This window comes from Microbacterium sp. As-52, assembly GCF_049949185.1.
GTDB classification, from domain to species: Bacteria; Actinomycetota; Actinomycetes; order Actinomycetales; family Microbacteriaceae; genus Microbacterium; species Microbacterium maritypicum_A.
This window is the reverse complement of the sequence record NZ_CP188171.1, coordinates 1,251,695-1,266,934: the sequence shown is the minus strand read 5'-3', so window position 1 is coordinate 1,266,934 and position 15,240 is coordinate 1,251,695. Positions and strand designations below refer to the sequence as shown.

The following is a 15,240-nucleotide window of genomic DNA, read 5'->3' as shown; positions in this document are numbered from 1 at the left end:
TCGCATGACATCGATCGACCTGAACTCGGACCTCGGCGAGAACGTCGCCGACCGGATCGTCAGCGACGACGCGAGCATGCTCCGCCTCGTCACGAGCGCGAACGTGTCGTGCGGTTTCCATGCCGGCAGCCCCGAGGGGATCCGCGAGACGCTCGCGGCTGCCGTGGCGGACGGCGTGGTGATCGGCGCGCACCCCGGTTACCGCGACTACGAGAACTTCGGACGCACGAAGGTCGACATCGACTCGGCCACGCTGCAGGCGCACGTCGAGTACCAGCTCGGTGCGCTCATCGGGCTCGCCTCCGCGGTCGGCGGCCGGGTCTCGTACGTCAAGCCGCACGGCGCTCTCTACAACACGATCGCCCGCGACGAGCGGCAGTCGAAGGACGTCGTGGCCGCGATCCGCGCGATCGACCCTGGTCTGGTGCTGCTCGGGCTCTCCGGAGGCGTCGTGCTCGACGTGGCCGAGCGGGCAGGGCTCGCCGTCGCCGCCGAGGCGTTCGCGGACCGCGCGTATCAGCCCGACGGGCAGCTCGTCTCGCGCACCGAGGAGGGCGCGGTGCTGCACGACCCGGCAGTGGTCGCCGAGCGCATGGTGCGCCTCGCCGCCGACGGCGTGATCCGTGCGATCGACGGCACCGATGTGCCCGTGGTCGCGCAGTCGATCTGCGTGCACGGCGACAGTCCCGGCTCGGTGGCCATGGCCGCAGAGACCAAGCGGATGCTGCAGGAGGCGGGAATCACGATCGCCCCGTTCGCGGGCGCCTGACATGACCGTTCTCGCCACCGCCGACCAACTCGCCGACGCACGCGCTGCTCGCGCCGCGATCCGGGCCGGTCACGCCGAGCCGACCAGCGGAGTCGCGGTCGGGCTGACCCAGGCGAACCTCATCGCGGTACCGGCCGATTGGGCCTTCGAGACGCTGCTCTTCGCGCAGCGGAACCCGAAGCCGTGCCCGGTGCTCGAGGTGATCGAGCAGGGCGCGGTGGAGTCGCGGCTCGCACCCGGCAGCGACATCCGCACCGACATCGGCCGGTACCGCATCTGGCGCGAGGGGGAGCTGGTCGAGGAGGTCGGCGACGCGACCGCGGCCTGGGCGGAGCATCCCGACCTCGTGGCTTTCCTCATCGGATGCAGCTTCACCTTCGAATCCGGACTCGCACAGGCAGGGATCCCGATCCGCCATCAGGAGCTCGGCCGGAACGTGCCCATGTACCGCACCTCCGTGTCGTGCGCGCCCGCCGGACGACTGCGCGGAGAGATGGTCGTCTCGATGCGTCCGATCCCCGCGGCTCGCGTCGCGGATGCCGTGCAGATCTCCGGCCGCACTCCCGCGGTGCACGGTGCTCCGGTGCACATCGGTGACTCGGCATCGCTCGGCATCCACGACCTGGCGCATCCCGACTTCGGGGATGCTCCCGAGGTGCGCGACGGCGAAGTGCCCGTCTTCTGGGCCTGCGGTGTCACCCCGCAGGCCGCGATCATGGCCTCGAGGCCGCCGTTCGCGATCACGCACGCGCCCGGGTACATGTTCATCACCGATGTTCCGGATGCGGAGTACCTCGTCTGATGCGTATCCTCACGGCATCCGATCACGCTCTCCTCGTCGAGGCATCCGACCTCGACGAGGCGATGCGCCTGAACCTCGCGTGGGAGGGCGTGCCCGGCATCGTCGAGCGCATCCCCGGCGCCCGCACCGTGCTCGTGCGCTTCGATCCGGTCCGGGTCTCGGCCGCCGATCTCTCAGCGGTGCTGGCCGCGACCGAGATCGACACCGCGCATCCGCCGGGCACCGGCGAGGTCACCGTACCGGTGCGATACGACGGCGAAGACCTCGACGAGGCGGCATCGCTGTTGGGCGTCTCGGCGGAGGAACTCGTCAACAGGCACCTCGCCGCGGACTGGCGGGTGGCGTTCTCCGGTTTCGCCCCCGGCTTCGGATACGTCGTGAGCAGCGATCCCCTGTTCGACGTGCCGCGCCGATCGTCGCCGCGCACACGCGTGCCCGCCGGCTCGGTCGCGCTCGCCGGGCAGTTCACCGGCGTCTACCCGCGCGAGAGCCCGGGGGGATGGCAGCTCATCGGACGCACGGATGCCGTGATGTGGGACATCGAGCGGAACCCGCCCGCGCTGCTGTCGCCCGGGACGGCGGTGCGGTTCGCGCAGGTGCGGGAGGCCGCTCGGCTGGAGGGCGGTCACCCGGGCCGAAACGGAGACGACCCGACGCGCGCACGGCGCGTCGCGGCCCAACACTCCGCGACGGATGCAGATGGTCTGGGTTTCGGCGCGGGAGCTGCCGTCGAGGTGGTCCGCCCGTCGCTGCAGCTGCTCGTGCAGGACGCCGGGCGCCCGGGCTATGCGGCACTCGGCGTCTCGGCATCCGGGGCTGCGGACCGCCGGGCCATGCACGACGCGAACCGTGCCGTGGGCAATGCGCGCGACGCCGCGGTGTTCGAGAGCGTCGGAGGAGCCGTCCTGCGGTTCCGGGGAGCCGGCGTCGCCGCGGTCGCCGGCGCGATCGGCGCGCTCCGCCTGACCGAGGTCGGCGGCACCGTTCGTTCCGTGGCGCACGGTGAGCCCTTCGCCACCGTCGACGGCGACGAACTGACCCTCGGTCACCCCGAGCGCGGGCTGCGCTACGTCGTCGCCGTGCGAGGAGGCCTGGATGCGGTGCCCGCACTGGGCAGCCGTGCGGCGGACACCCTCGCCGGGCTCGGCCCGGAAGCGCTCGTGGCGGGTGCCGTCGTCCCGGTGGGCGGCGCGGCGCCGCATCCCGTCGAGCCCGATGCGCTGCCGCGCGAGCTCCCGGCCTCGGGAGAGCTCGTCGACCTCGAGATCACGCTCGGCCCTCGGGACGACTGGTTCACGGCGCGCGCGCTCGCGACCCTCACCGGACAGGAGTGGACCGTCACGCCGCGTTCGGATCGCGTCGGCATCAGGCTCCAGGGGGAGGTGCCCCTGGAGCGCGCGGTCGGTGGCGAACTGCCGAGCGAGGGTGCTGTCACGGGGGCCGTCCAGGTGCCGCCCGATGGGCAGCCCGTCCTGTTCCTGCCGGATCATCCGCTCACCGGGGGATACCCCATCATCGGCGCCCTCACGGACCGCAGCCTCGACCTCGCCGGTCAACTGGCTCCGGGAGTGCGTCTTCGTTTCACCGTCAAGGAGTCCTCATGACCACCGTGTCGACCGAGCCGACCACGCAGAGGGTCCTGATCGCCAACCGCGGGGAGATCGCGGTGCGCGTCGTCCGCGCCTGCGCCGAGGCCGGATACACCTCGGTCGCGGTCTATGCGGATCAGGATGCCGATGCCCTGCACGTGCGCCTGGCCGATGAGGCCGTGGGCCTGGGGGGAGCAACGGGGGCCGACACGTATCTTTCCGTCGAGGCGCTGCTCGCCGCCGCGCGCCGGGCGGACGCGACCGCCGTGCACCCCGGATACGGCTTCCTCTCGGAGAGCGCCGCGTTCGCACGGGCCGTCGAGGAGGCCGGGCTGGTCTGGATCGGGCCGTCGCCCGAGAGCATCGATGCACTCGGCGACAAGATGACCGCTCGCCGTATCGCGCAGCGGGTCGGAGCGCCGCTCGCCGCCGGTACCGACCAGCCGCTGGCCGGGCCTGAGGAGGCGGTGGCGTTCGCCGAGGAGCACGGACTCCCCATCGCGATCAAGGCGGCGTTCGGCGGTGGCGGCCGCGGGCTCAAGGTGGTGCGCGAGCTGTCCGAGGTCGCGGCGGCTTTCGACGCGGCCACTCGCGAGGCGATCGCGGCATTCGGTCGCGGAGAATGCTTCGTGGAGCGCTTCCTCGAGAGCCCGCGGCACATCGAGGTGCAGGTGCTCGGCGACGGGCGCGGCGGTGTCGTGGTGGTCGGCGACCGCGACTGCTCGATGCAGCGTCGCAACCAGAAGCTCATCGAGGAGGCGCCGGCTCCGGGACTCTCCGTCGAACAGCGGACGCGTTTCCACGACGCGGCACGGTCGATCTGCGGCGAGGTGGAGTACCGCGGGGCCGGCACCGTGGAGTTCCTGCTCGCGGCCGACGGCACCATCTCGTTCCTCGAGGTGAACACAAGGCTCCAGGTGGAGCATCCGGTCACCGAGGAGGTCACCGGAACCGACCTGGTGCGCGAGCAGTTCCGCATCGCGTTCGGGGAAGGTCCGTCCTTCGTCGAGACGCCGGCACCCATCGGGCACGCGTTCGAGTTCCGCATCAATGCCGAGGACCCCGGGCGCGGCTTCCTGCCGAGCCCCGGTCGTGTCGAGAGACTGCGGATCCCCGGCGGACCCGGCGTGCGCTGGGACAGCGGCATCGAAGAGGGCGACGTCGTGCAGCCGGCCTTCGACTCGATGATCGCCAAGCTGATCGTGCACGCCGAGTCCCGCGATGCGGCCATCGTGCGGGCGCGGCGGGCTCTGCGTGAGCTGACCGTCGAGGGACCGGCGACGGTGATCCCGTTCGACGTGATGGCGCTCGACGACCCTGCCTTCGCGACGGACACCTTCGTCGTGCACACGCAGTGGATCGAGAGTGCGCTGCTGCCGAAGCTGGAGACGCAGTCGCGGCCGGCGGCCGTGTCGGACTCCGCACTGCAGCGCTTCCCCGTCGAGATCGACGGCCGACGCGTGATGCTGGGTCTCCCGGCCGGGCTGCTGTCGGGCCTCGGTCGTCCGGCCGACCCCGCGCCCGCAGCGCCCACGTCCGAGCCGACCGAACTGCGCGCACCGGTGCCGGGCACGCTGGTGCGCTGGCTCGTCGACGACGGCACCGAGGTCGCGGAGGGAGAGCCGGTCGCGGTCCTCGACGCCATGAAGATGGAGACCACGGTGACCGCCCACAGATCCGGATCGCTGTCTCAGCGGGTCGAGCTGTCCGCGATGGTCGCCGCCGATGGGGTGCTCGCGGTCATCGACTGAGCGTTCTGGCGCGCCACCCGAAACGCAGAGATCCCGGATGCCTCACGAGAGGCATCCGGGATCTCCGTCTGTGCGCGGCGCGGCCTACTCGGGGTCGCCGCCGAGCGGACCGACCGCCTCGAGCGGCTTCGGGTCGTCGGCACCGGTCTTGCGCAGGCGCGCGATCAGGTTGCCGAGGTGGTAGATGAGGATCGCAGCCACCGTGGCGATGACGATGCCGCCGAGTTCGAAGCCGGAAGCCTCGTCCTTGATCATGAAGCCGCCGACCGCCATGATCAGCGCGACGGCCGCCGTGTACTGGTTGACCGGGCGCGAGAAGTCGACGCGGTTGTCGACCCAGATCTTGATGCCGATGACCCCGATCAGACCGTAGAGCGCCGTCGTCACGCCGCCGAGCACACCGGCGGGCACCGAGTTGATGACTTCGCCGAACTTCGGGGAGAGGCTGAGCAGGATCGCGGCCGTGCCCGCCACCCAGTAGGCGGCGGTGGAGTAGACGCGGGTGGACGCCATCACGCCGATGTTCTCGCCGTAGGTCGTCGTGCCGGAACCGCCGAAGAAGCCGGCGAGGGTCGTCGAGACGCCGTCCGCGATCAGCGCCTTGCCTGTCTGCTGGTTCACCGTCGCGTCTCCGGTCATGGTCGCGACGCCGCGGACGTGGCCGACGTTCTCGGCGATCAGAACGAGAACGACCGGGAGGAACATCGCAAGCGCCGTGAGCGTGCCGGGCTCGGTGAAGTTCGGGAAGGTGAAGGTCGGAAGGCCGACCCAGTCCGCCTTCTCGACTGCTGCGAAGTCGAGCTCACCGCGGAACGCCGCGAAGATGTACCCCGCGATGACGCCGAGGAAGATCGAGATGCGGCCGAGGAAGCCGCGGAAGACGACGGCGAAGAGAATTGTGATGGCGAGGGTGAAGGTCGCGGTCACCGGCGCTGCGGCGTAGTTGTTGTGCGCTGCGCCCGCGAGGTTGAAACCGATGAGGGCGACGATCGTTCCGGCGAGTACCGGCGGCAGGAAGCGGTCCACCCACTTCACCCCGACCGTGTGCACCACGACGCCGATGATCGCCAGCAGCACGCCGACGGCGACGATCCCGGCCAGGGCGGTGCCCATGTTCGCGGACGCGGTCGCTGCGGTCACCGGCGCGATGAACGCGAACGACGAACCGAGGTAGCTGGGCAGCTTGTTGCGGGTGACCAGCAGGAACAGGATCGTGCCCACACCGCTGAAGAGCAACGTGGTGGCGACCGGGAACCCGGTGATGATCGGCACCAGGAACGTCGCGCCGAACATCGCCACGACGTGCTGGAGACCGATCGCGATCGTCGCGGGCCAGTTCAGGCGCTCGTCGGGACGGACGACGGCACCGGGCTCGACCGTGCGGCCGTTTCCGTGCAGCTTCCACAGGGCCATGCGGGCTCCTCAAGGTTTGGGGGATGGCAGGAGTGCTGGAGCAACACTACCGATCCCTGAGTTTTTCCTGAGCGCTGGCGCCGACCTGCGCTCAGGTGCAGGAGCGGATGAAGGATGCATGAGGGGCGCGCAGCCGATGGTCATGCATCTGTCCGGTCGTCATGCATCCGTCCGCGGACCGGTCCGTGGACCTGCGTGACGAGTGGCCTCGACGGTCGCGAGTCAGGCGCCGAGGCGCTCGATCAGCTCGCGGTAGCGGTCGGCGGTGCGCGCGACCACGTCGTCCGGAAGCAGCGGCGGCTCGCCCTGCTGGTCCCAGTTCGCGGCCAGCCAGTCGCGCACGATCTGCTTGTCGAAGCTGGCCATGCGCGCGCTCGGCGTCGTGCCGGTGCGCCAGGCCTCGGCGTCCCAGTACCGGGAGGAGTCGCTCGTGAGCACCTCGTCGGCCAGGCGCAGGGTGCCGTCGGCATCCGTCCCGAACTCGAACTTGGTGTCGGCGAGGATCAGGCCCTTCTCCTCAGCGATGGCGGCCGCAGCCGTGTAGATCGCCAGGGAGGTGTCGCGTAGTTCGGCCGCCCGCTCGGCGCCGACGAGCTCGACGGCGCGCTCGAACGTGATGTTCTCGTCGTGCTCGCCCATCGGCGCCTTGTACGCCGGGGTGAACAGCGGCTCGGGCAGCCGATCGCCGTTCTGCAGGCCGGCCGGGAGCGGAATGCCGCACACGGTGCCGCTCTCCTGGTACTCGACCCAGCCGGAACCGGTGATGTAGCCGCGCACGACGCACTCGATCGGCAGCATCTCGAGCGACTGCGCGAGCATGGCGCGATCGGCGACGGCCTCGGGCAGCTCGCCCGCGGCGATGTGGTTGGGGAAGTCGGAGAGCTGGGCGAACCACCAGCGGCTCAGTCGTGTCAGCAGGGCGCCCTTGTCGGTGATGCCGGGGGAGAGCACGAAGTCGAAGGCGCTCACGCGGTCGGAGGCCACGACGAGGATGCGGGTGTCCGCCGGGTCTTCCGAGGCATACAGGTCGCGGACCTTGCCCGAGTAGATGTGCCGCCAGCCGGGAATGCTCTGTGCCGTGCCTTCTGAAGGTGTGCTCACCCGCCTATTATCCCGGTTCCGTGCGACCGCGATCGCCCGCGTCCGTGGGTCGCGCCGACGGGTGTCGGAGCCGGTGTCTAGCGTGGAGGCGTGGCTGACGACATCTTCACCGACCGGCTCTGTCTGTCGCGGGCGGTGGCCGCCGACCTCGATGCGATCTTCGCGATCCAGAACGATCCGCGGGTGTGGACGCACTTCCCGAGCCTTCGACACACCGACCCTGCCGCGACTCTCGACATGATGAGGCGTTGGGACCGCAGCTGGGAGCAGGCGGGACTCGGATCATGGGTGGCACGTCTGCGCGACACGGGCGAGATCATCGGAAACGGCGGCTGCACGCTGCTTCGCGGCGAGGTGTGGAACGTCGGCTACCGCATCGCGGCCGACCAGCACGGGCACGGGTATGCGACCGAGCTGGCGCGCGCCGGGATCGAGCAGGCGCGGCTCATCGACCCCGATCGCCCGGTCATCGCCTATCTCGTGGAGCACAACCGCGCGTCGGCGCACGTCGCGGAGAAGCTGGGCCTCGAGCTCGTGCATCGTGCGCCGGATGTCGGCAACCCCGATCCTGCGGTGATGCGGCTCGTCTACGCGGACCGACCCCTCACCGCGACGCAGCTCGCGGCCGCTCTGGGCTGATCAGCTGAGGGACCGCGGATGTCGGTCTTGTCGGTGTCCGTTGGGGGGCGTATAGTCCACATGGACTATTCGAGGTGGGGACATGAAGAAGGATGCCGTCGACCGACTCACCCCCATGGGGGTGATGGTGCTCGCGCTGCTGCGCGAGGGCGACATGCACCCCTACGAGATGGTGCGGCTCATGCGGGCCCGCCACGATGATCGCCTGATCACGATCACCAACGGGACGCTCTACCACACGGTGTCCCGGCTGCATCGTGCCGGGCTGATCGATGAGCTCGGCATCGACCGCGAGGGCAATCGTCCGGAGCGCACGACCTACTCCCTGACGGATGCCGGACGTGACGCGGTCGTCACGTGGGTGCGGCGCGAGCTGCCCCGCATCGACCGACCCGCCGACTTCCGCATCGCGCTCGCCGAGGCCCACAACCTCGAGAGGCCGGAGGTGATCGACCTCCTGCAGGAGCGGCGGGTGGCGCTCGTCGGCGATCACGCGCGGCACCGCGACGGCCTGCGGACGGCCAGGGAGAAGAGCGTGCCCGAGCAGGTGCTCGTCGAGATCGAGCGTCAGGAGGCACTGCTGGACGCCGAGCTGCGCTGGCTCGACACCCTCCTGGACCGCCTCCAGACCGAAGTCCTGCCGTGGGGTCCCACGGCATTCCAGAACTCAGACCGCTACCGCGCTCAGCGAAAGGCCGCACAGCAATGACAGATACCCCTCGCGACGGAGACCGCCCCCCGGTGTCCGCGCCCTCGACCTCCGGTCCGTCGACCGGCACCTATTCCGTGGGGCACAAGCCCACGAGCCCCTGGCCCGCCCTCTGGGCGCTGGTCATCGGCTTCTTCATGATCCTCGTCGACACCACGATCGTGTCGGTCGCGAACCCGGCCATCAAGGCGGCGCTCGACCCGAACACGAACAATCTCGACAACGTCGTGTGGGTCACGAGCGCCTACCTGCTCGCCTATGCGGTGCCGCTGCTGATCACCGGACGTCTCGGTGACCGCTTCGGCCCGAAGAACATCTACCTGATCGGCCTCGCGGTCTTCACCCTCGCGTCGCTGTGGTGCGGACTGTCGACCACACTCGAGGGCCTGATCGTCGCCCGCGCGGTGCAGGGTCTCGGAGCGGCGTTCATGACACCGCAGACCATGGCCGTGATCACCCGCACCTTCCCGCCCGAGCGCCGCGGCGCCGCGATGGGTCTCTGGGGGGCGACCGCTGGTGTCGCGACTCTCGTCGGCCCCCTCGTGGGCGGTCTGCTCGTCGACGGCTTCGGCTGGGAGTGGATCTTCTTCGTGAACATCCCGGTCGGTATCGTCGCCTTCGTGCTCGCCTGGCGTCTGGTGCCCAAGCTCGCGACGCATCCGCACCGGTTCGACATCGTGGGTGTGGTGCTGAGCGCCGTGGCGCTGTTCCTCATCGTGTTCGGACTCCAGGAGGGCGAGAAGTACGACTGGGGTGTGATCTGGGGGCCGATCTCGGTATGGAGCCTGATCATCGTCGGCCTCGTGGTGCTCGGGCTGTTCATCTTCCAGCAGGCCAAGACCCGCAGCGAGCCGCTGGTGCCGCTCGACCTGTTCCGCGACCGCAACTTCTCGGGCGCGAACGTGGCGATCGCCGCCGTCGGCTTCACGGTGACGAGCATGTCGCTGCCGATGATGTTCTTCCTGCAGACCGCACGCGGACTCACGCCCACCGAAGCGGCACTGCTCCTGATCCCGATGGCGGTGCTCTCGGGGGTGCTCGCCCCGGCCGCGGGGAAGCTCCTCGACCGGGTCGATCCGCGCATCATCCTCATCCCCGGCCTGCTCTGCGTCGCCGGAGCGCTGGTCTGGTACTCGGCACTGATCAACATGGACACCCCGATCTGGATGTTCCTGCTTCCCTCTGCGCTGATGGGCATCGGCAACGCCGGCATGTGGGGTCCGCTCGCCACCACGGCGACGCGCAAGCTGCCGCCGCGTCAGGCGGGGGCGGGCGCCGGCATCTACAACACGACCAGGACCATCGGGTCGGTGATCGGCTCGGCATCCATCGCCGCGTTCATGCAGTCGCGTCTCGAGGCGAACCTCCCGGGCCTCGCCGACGCCCCGGCGGGCATCTCGACCGGCGGATCGCTGCCGCCCCAGGTGGCCGAAGGGTTTGCGGCGGGGATGTCGCAGTCGATCCTGCTGCCGGCGTGCGTCATGGCGGTCGCCCTGATCGCCTCGCTGTTCCTCGGTCGTTACGACAAAACGGAGGCGGCGGCACCCGCGGCCGTGCGGGCCGAGTAGTCGAACCCGGGAAGGGGTCGTGTCCGTCGGTTTGCGGACACGGCCCCTTTCTGGTGTCATCGGGCGATGACGATCGCACTCTCTCGACCGACCACCGACCTCTTCGAATCCTGGGCCGCCGCAGTGGGCGAGTTCGAGGGCGGACACGTCGACGGGGGCGGTCTCGAGAAGGGTTTCGTGCCCGACCGGGCCGCTTTCGAGGAGTTCGTCGAGCGCGCAGAGCTGTACGCCACACCCGGTGCGGTTCTCCCGGAGGGCCACGTGCCCTGCGATTACTACTGGATCACCGAGGGGGACCAGGTGGTCGGCTTCCTCTCCTTCCGCCGCGAGCTCAACGACTACCTGCGTCGCTTCGGTGGCCACATCGGCTATTCGGTGATCCCTTCCCGTCGCCGCGAAGGGATCGTGCGCGAGGCGATGCGGCAGATTCTCCGCCAGGCGAAGGTGGAGGGGTACGAACGCGTGATGCTCACCTGCGATGACGACAACATCGGGTCCATCCGCACCATCGAGGGCGCCGGTGGCGAGCTCGAAGACGTGATCGATGCGCCGGAGGCCGGGCGGCCCCGCGTGCGGCGGTACTGGATCGATATTTCGGGGACCCGACTCGCCGCGAGCTAGGGTAGATCCTCGGCGGTCGTCCGGTCGCTGCTGTCGACCCGAGGAGCACACGTCGTGATCCGAAATCCATCCGCCGCGGCGGGCCGCCTGCGCCGATCGATGCGCACCGCCGGTGCGGCCGCGCTCGTCGCCTTCGTCGCCGTCGGAGCGCTCCTCGCCGGAGCCGCCCCCGCCACCGCCGCGAGCGACGGCGACAAGTACGTCATCGGCACCGACACGACCTTCGCGCCGTTCGAGTTCACCGACAAGGACGGCAACCTCGTCGGCATCGACATGGACCTGCTCCGCGCGATCGCGAAGGATCAGGGCTTCGAGGTCGAGATCCGCCAGCTCGGATTCGACGCCGCGGTGCAGGCGCTGCAGTCGAACCAGGTCGATGCGGTCATGGCCGGCATGTCGATCACCGAGGAGCGACAGAAGACCTTCGACTTCAGTGAGCCCTACTTCACCAGCGGCATCCAGCTGGGCGTTCTCGAGTCGAGCGACATCCAGTCGCTCGACGACCTCGACGGCAAGGCCGTGGCCGTGAAGACCGGCACGCAGGGGCAGACCTTCGCCGACGAGAACAAGGACGAGTACGGCTTCAAGGTCACCCCGTACCAGGACACGACCGACATGGTCGACGCTGTGAAGGCCGGCCAGGCGGTCGGCTACTTCGAGGACTTCCCGGTGCTGGCCTACGGCATCCAGCAGGGTTCCGGCTTCCGCCTGATCGGTGAGCCCGAGCTCGGCGGCGAGTACGGCTTCGCGGTGAACAAGGGGCAGAACCCCGAACTGATCGAGATGTTCAACGCCGGACTCGCGAACCTCAAGTCTTCGGGCGAGTACGACAAGATCGTCGACACGTACCTGGCGGGCGGCGAGGAATCGTCGCAGCCGACCGACATCATCTCGGTCGCGGTGCAGTACTGGCCCGCGCTCATGGAAGGCCTGTGGCTGACGATCCTCGCGACGATCGTCGCCATCGTGGCCGCCTTCATCCTCGGGCTCATCTTCGGCTTCGGCCGGGTCTCGAAGTTCGCACCGTTCCGCTGGATCGCGACGGCCTACGTCTATGTGTTCCGCGGGACGCCGATCCTCATCCAGGCGTTCTTCGTGTTCTTCGCGATCCCGCAGCTGTTCCCTGGCCTCACGTTCAACCCGTTCGTCGCCGGAGCGATCACGCTCTCGCTCAACACGGGCGCGTACATGACCGAGATCATCCGCGGAGGCATCCAGGCGGTCGATCCCGGACAGAACGAGGCCTCGCGCTCGCTGGGTCTCGGCCACTGGAAGACCATGCAGAAGGTCGTGCTCCCGCAGGCGTTCCGCATCATGATCCCGTCGTTCGTCAACCAGGGCATCATCACGCTGAAGGACACCTCGCTGATCAGTGTGATCGGCCTGGCGGAACTGACGTTCGTCTCTCGCCAGATCATCGCCTCGACGTACCTGTCGGCACAGGTGCTGACGATCGTTGCCATCATCTACTTCGTCGTGATCACGCTGCTGACGCTGCTCGCGAACCGCCTGGAGAGGACGTTCAACGCATGAGCAAGATCGTGGTGCAGGACCTGCACAAGTCGTTCGGAGACAACGAGGTGCTCAAGGGCATCAACCTCTCGGTGGAAGACGGCGAGGTCGTCGCGGTCATCGGTCCGTCGGGGTCGGGCAAGTCCACGCTGCTGCGCTGCCTCAACAAGCTCGAGGAGCCCACGTCGGGACACGTCATCATCGACGGCGTCGACCTGACCGACAAGAGCGTGAAGCTCGACGAGGTGCGCCAGCGCATCGGCATGGTGTTCCAGCACTTCAACCTGTTCCCGCACATGACGGTGCTCGAGAACATCACCCTCGCGCCGGTGGAGTGCGGGAAGATGACGAAGGCCGAGGCCCGTGAGCGGGCGCTGTCGCTCCTGGAGCGGGTCGGTCTCTCGGAGAAGGCCGATGCGAAGCCCGCATCCCTGTCCGGTGGTCAGAAGCAGCGCGTCGCGATCGCGCGTGCGCTCGCGATGGACCCCGAGATCATGCTGTTCGATGAGGCCACGAGCGCGCTCGATCCCGAGATGGTCGGTGAGGTGCTGCAGGTCATCCGCGACCTGGCGTCCGGCGGCATGACCATGGTGCTGGTGACGCACGAGATGGGCTTCGCGCGCGAGGTCTCCGGCCGCACGGTCTTCATGGACGGCGGTGTCGTGGTCGAGGAGGCCCCGCCCGCCGAGCTCTTCGGCTCGCCCAAGAACGAACGCCTGAAGGACTTCCTCTCCAAGGTGCTCTGAGCCTGGCGCACATCCGCGTCGCGGACATCCGCGTCGACTTCCCGTGTACTCGCCGAGTGCACGGGAAGTTTGCGTTCAGAAGCCGTGCATTCGGCAGCTTCCCGTGCACTCGGGTGCGGTGCGGTGCGGTGCGGGATGGGGTGAGCTACTCGCGAACGGATACGGGGTGGCGGCGGATGGTCGCGCTGACGAGGGCGGCGACCGCGCACAGTCCGGCGGCGGCGAACCAGGCGAACGTGTACTGGCCGGTGTGGTCGCGCACGATCCCGGCGAGGACCGAGGCGATGCCGGCGCCGATCTGGTGGGCCGCGAACACCCAGCCGAACACGAGCGGGCCCTTGTCTCCGAAGACCTCACGGCAGAGCGCGATCGTCGGTGGCACGGTCGCGACCCAGTCGAGCCCGTAGATCACGATGAACACGATGATGCTGGGTTGCACCTCGGCCGAGAGCAGGCTCGGCAGGAACAGCAGGCTCACTCCGCGCAGCGCGTAGTAGGCGGCGAGCAGGATGCGCGGGTTCACCCGGTCGGTGAGCCAGCCGGAGAACACGGTGCCGACGATGTCGAAGACGCCCACCACGGCCAGTAGCCCGGCCGCGGTCGTCGTCGCCATCCCATGGTCGTGCGCGCTCGGGATGAAGTGTGTGCCGATCAGTCCGTTGGTCGTCGCTCCGCAGATCGCGAAGCCGATCGCCAGTGCCCAGAAGGTCTTGGTGCGAGCGGCCTCCCTCAGGGTGGAGATCGCGAGTTTCGCCGCACCCCACGCCGTGCCCCGAGGAGCCGCCGTGCCCCGAGGAGCCGCCGTGCCCCGAGGAGCCGCCGTGCCCCGAGGAACGGGATCCGCCGCCATGACGGGCGTGGTCTCGCCGTACCGGGCGACCCCGAGGTCGCTCGGTCTGTTGCGCAGGAAGATCCAGACGAGGGGCGCGACGGCGAGGGCGCCGCCTGCGATGATGAGCGACGCCCCGCGCCATCCGACGTCTTCCGCGGTAGCCGCGATCACGGGGAGGAAGATCAGCTGCCCGGTCGCACTGCCGGCGGTGAGCACGCCGGAGACGAGCCCGCGCCGGGTCGCGAACCAGGTGTCGGTGATGGTCGCGGCGAACACCACGGCCATCGATCCGGTGCCGAGCCCGATCAGCACACCCCAGGTCAGGATGAGCTGGCCGGGAGTCGCCACGAAGACGCTCAGCGCCGCGCCCGCTCCGATGACGAAGAGTGCGACCACCGTGACCGCGCGGATGCCGAAGCGCTGCATGAGGGCGGCCGCGAACGGGGCGATGAGGCCGTACAGCAGCAGGTTGATCGAGACCGCGAGCGAGAGCTCCGCCGTGCTCCATCCGAACTCCTCCTCGAGCGGCACCATGAGCACACCGGGCGCGGCGCGGAACCCGGCGGCGCCGATGAGCGCGATGAGGGCCACCAGGGCCACGGTCCAGGCAGGGTGGAAGCGGCGCTGCCGTCCGGTCAGGGGCTCTTCGATCGGACCGTCGAGCGATTCGGCGGTCATGCCGCGTCTCCGGCGAGAAGGGCGAAGGGCTCCCCGCCCATGCTGCGCCGTGCCCACCGGGTGCTGCCGGCGTCGAGCGGTGCCGCGCAGGTCGCGCACCAGTCGACGGAGTCCGAGACATCGCCGCAGCGGCCGCAGCTCACGGTCAGTCCCCACGGCCCGTCGGGGTCGGTGATGCGAGCGAACCGCGCGTAGGCGTGCAGGATCGGAAGCGTCTCGCGTCCGGCGGTCGTGAGTCGATAGCCGCTGCGCGCATCGTCGGGGTCTTCGCGGGCGATGAGGTCGGCCTCGCCCATCGCGGTCAGGCGACGGGAGAGCACCGAGTCGGCGGCGCCGGTGGCGTCACGAAGCTGATCGAAACGCGTGCGACCGGAGAAGAGCTCGCGCAGGATGAGCAGCACCCAGGGGTCGGCGAGCACGTCGGCGGTGCGGGCGATGGGGCAGGTCGCAGAGGACCAGTCGGAGCGGAGCGGCATCCGCTAACTTTCTTGAAGAAAGTCCCCCGTGTCA

At 69.4% G+C, this 15,240-nt stretch carries 14 protein-coding genes; 10 read left to right on the top strand and 4 right to left on the bottom strand.

All coding sequences use genetic code 11. The annotated features are described in order from the left end of the window. Positions 1-4 precede the first annotated feature (4 nt). Genes ACLFA2_RS06045 through ACLFA2_RS06030 form a run of 4 tightly spaced genes read left to right on the top strand, consistent with a single transcriptional unit; the run spans position 5 to position 4,911 of the window. On the top strand, positions 5-769 hold the full coding sequence (locus tag ACLFA2_RS06045; RefSeq protein ID WP_426622214.1) for a LamB/YcsF family protein: 765 nt from the start codon (positions 5-7) through the stop codon (positions 767-769). A 1-nt stretch (position 770) separates the two neighbouring features. Next, positions 771-1,571: a putative hydro-lyase gene (locus ACLFA2_RS06040; RefSeq protein ID WP_426622213.1), complete on the top strand. Its 801-nt coding sequence runs from the start codon at positions 771-773 to the stop codon at positions 1,569-1,571. After that, a complete protein-coding gene (locus ACLFA2_RS06035; RefSeq protein WP_426622212.1) occupies positions 1,571-3,175 on the top strand; it encodes a carboxyltransferase domain-containing protein in 1,605 nt (534 codons plus the stop codon). The genes ACLFA2_RS06040 and ACLFA2_RS06035 overlap by 1 nt, the downstream gene beginning before the upstream one ends. After that, positions 3,172-4,911: an acetyl/propionyl/methylcrotonyl-CoA carboxylase subunit alpha gene (locus ACLFA2_RS06030; protein ID WP_426622211.1), complete on the top strand. Its 1,740-nt coding sequence runs from the start codon at positions 3,172-3,174 to the stop codon at positions 4,909-4,911. The genes ACLFA2_RS06035 and ACLFA2_RS06030 overlap by 4 nt, the downstream gene beginning before the upstream one ends. A gap of 84 nt (positions 4,912-4,995) precedes the next feature. On the opposite strand, the gene ACLFA2_RS06025 is transcribed toward ACLFA2_RS06030, so the two are convergent. After that, positions 4,996-6,324 (bottom strand): uracil-xanthine permease family protein, encoded by a 1,329-nt coding sequence (locus ACLFA2_RS06025; RefSeq protein ID WP_021199222.1) that lies wholly within the window; start codon positions 6,322-6,324, stop codon positions 4,996-4,998. A gap of 222 nt (positions 6,325-6,546) precedes the next feature. Then, the gene (locus ACLFA2_RS06020) at positions 6,547-7,425 is read right to left on the bottom strand and encodes a phosphoribosylaminoimidazolesuccinocarboxamide synthase (protein WP_029266877.1); all 879 of its coding nucleotides are present in this window, start codon (positions 7,423-7,425) and stop codon (positions 6,547-6,549) included. 90 nt (positions 7,426-7,515) lie between these two features. Here ACLFA2_RS06020 and ACLFA2_RS06015 point away from each other — a divergent pair, with 90 nt between their 5' ends. From ACLFA2_RS06015 to ACLFA2_RS05990, 6 genes are all read left to right on the top strand, one after another. Next, the gene (locus ACLFA2_RS06015) at positions 7,516-8,064 is read left to right on the top strand and encodes a GNAT family N-acetyltransferase (RefSeq protein ID WP_426622210.1); all 549 of its coding nucleotides are present in this window, start codon (positions 7,516-7,518) and stop codon (positions 8,062-8,064) included. An 82-nt stretch (positions 8,065-8,146) separates the two neighbouring features. Further along, positions 8,147-8,773 carry a PadR family transcriptional regulator gene (locus tag ACLFA2_RS06010; protein ID WP_021199219.1) on the top strand — a complete coding sequence of 209 codons (627 nt, stop codon included), beginning with the start codon at positions 8,147-8,149 and terminating at the stop codon, positions 8,771-8,773. After that, complete coding sequence (locus tag ACLFA2_RS06005) at positions 8,770-10,341, top strand: MFS transporter (RefSeq protein WP_046398902.1); 1,572 nt, start codon at positions 8,770-8,772, stop codon at positions 10,339-10,341. The genes ACLFA2_RS06010 and ACLFA2_RS06005 overlap by 4 nt, the downstream gene beginning before the upstream one ends. Positions 10,342-10,407: 66 nt before the next feature. Next, entirely contained in the window at positions 10,408-10,962 is a 555-nt protein-coding gene (locus ACLFA2_RS06000; protein WP_029266885.1) for a GNAT family N-acetyltransferase, read from the top strand. Between the two features lie 54 nt (positions 10,963-11,016). Continuing rightward, on the top strand, positions 11,017-12,495 hold the full coding sequence (locus ACLFA2_RS05995) for an amino acid ABC transporter substrate-binding protein/permease (RefSeq protein WP_021199216.1): 1,479 nt from the start codon (positions 11,017-11,019) through the stop codon (positions 12,493-12,495). Continuing rightward, positions 12,492-13,220, top strand: a complete 729-nt coding sequence (locus ACLFA2_RS05990; RefSeq protein WP_029258788.1) for an amino acid ABC transporter ATP-binding protein — start codon at positions 12,492-12,494, stop codon at positions 13,218-13,220. Before ACLFA2_RS05995 ends, ACLFA2_RS05990 begins: the two co-directional genes overlap by 4 nt. Before the next feature lie 145 nt (positions 13,221-13,365). Here the strand turns inward: ACLFA2_RS05990 and ACLFA2_RS05985 are convergent, their stop codons facing one another. After that, positions 13,366-14,730 carry an MFS transporter gene (locus tag ACLFA2_RS05985; RefSeq protein WP_426622209.1) on the bottom strand — a complete coding sequence of 455 codons (1,365 nt, stop codon included), beginning with the start codon at positions 14,728-14,730 and terminating at the stop codon, positions 13,366-13,368. Next, positions 14,727-15,206: a winged helix-turn-helix transcriptional regulator gene (locus ACLFA2_RS05980; RefSeq protein WP_021199213.1), complete on the bottom strand. Its 480-nt coding sequence runs from the start codon at positions 15,204-15,206 to the stop codon at positions 14,727-14,729. The genes ACLFA2_RS05985 and ACLFA2_RS05980 overlap by 4 nt, the downstream gene beginning before the upstream one ends. Positions 15,207-15,240 lie beyond the last annotated feature (34 nt).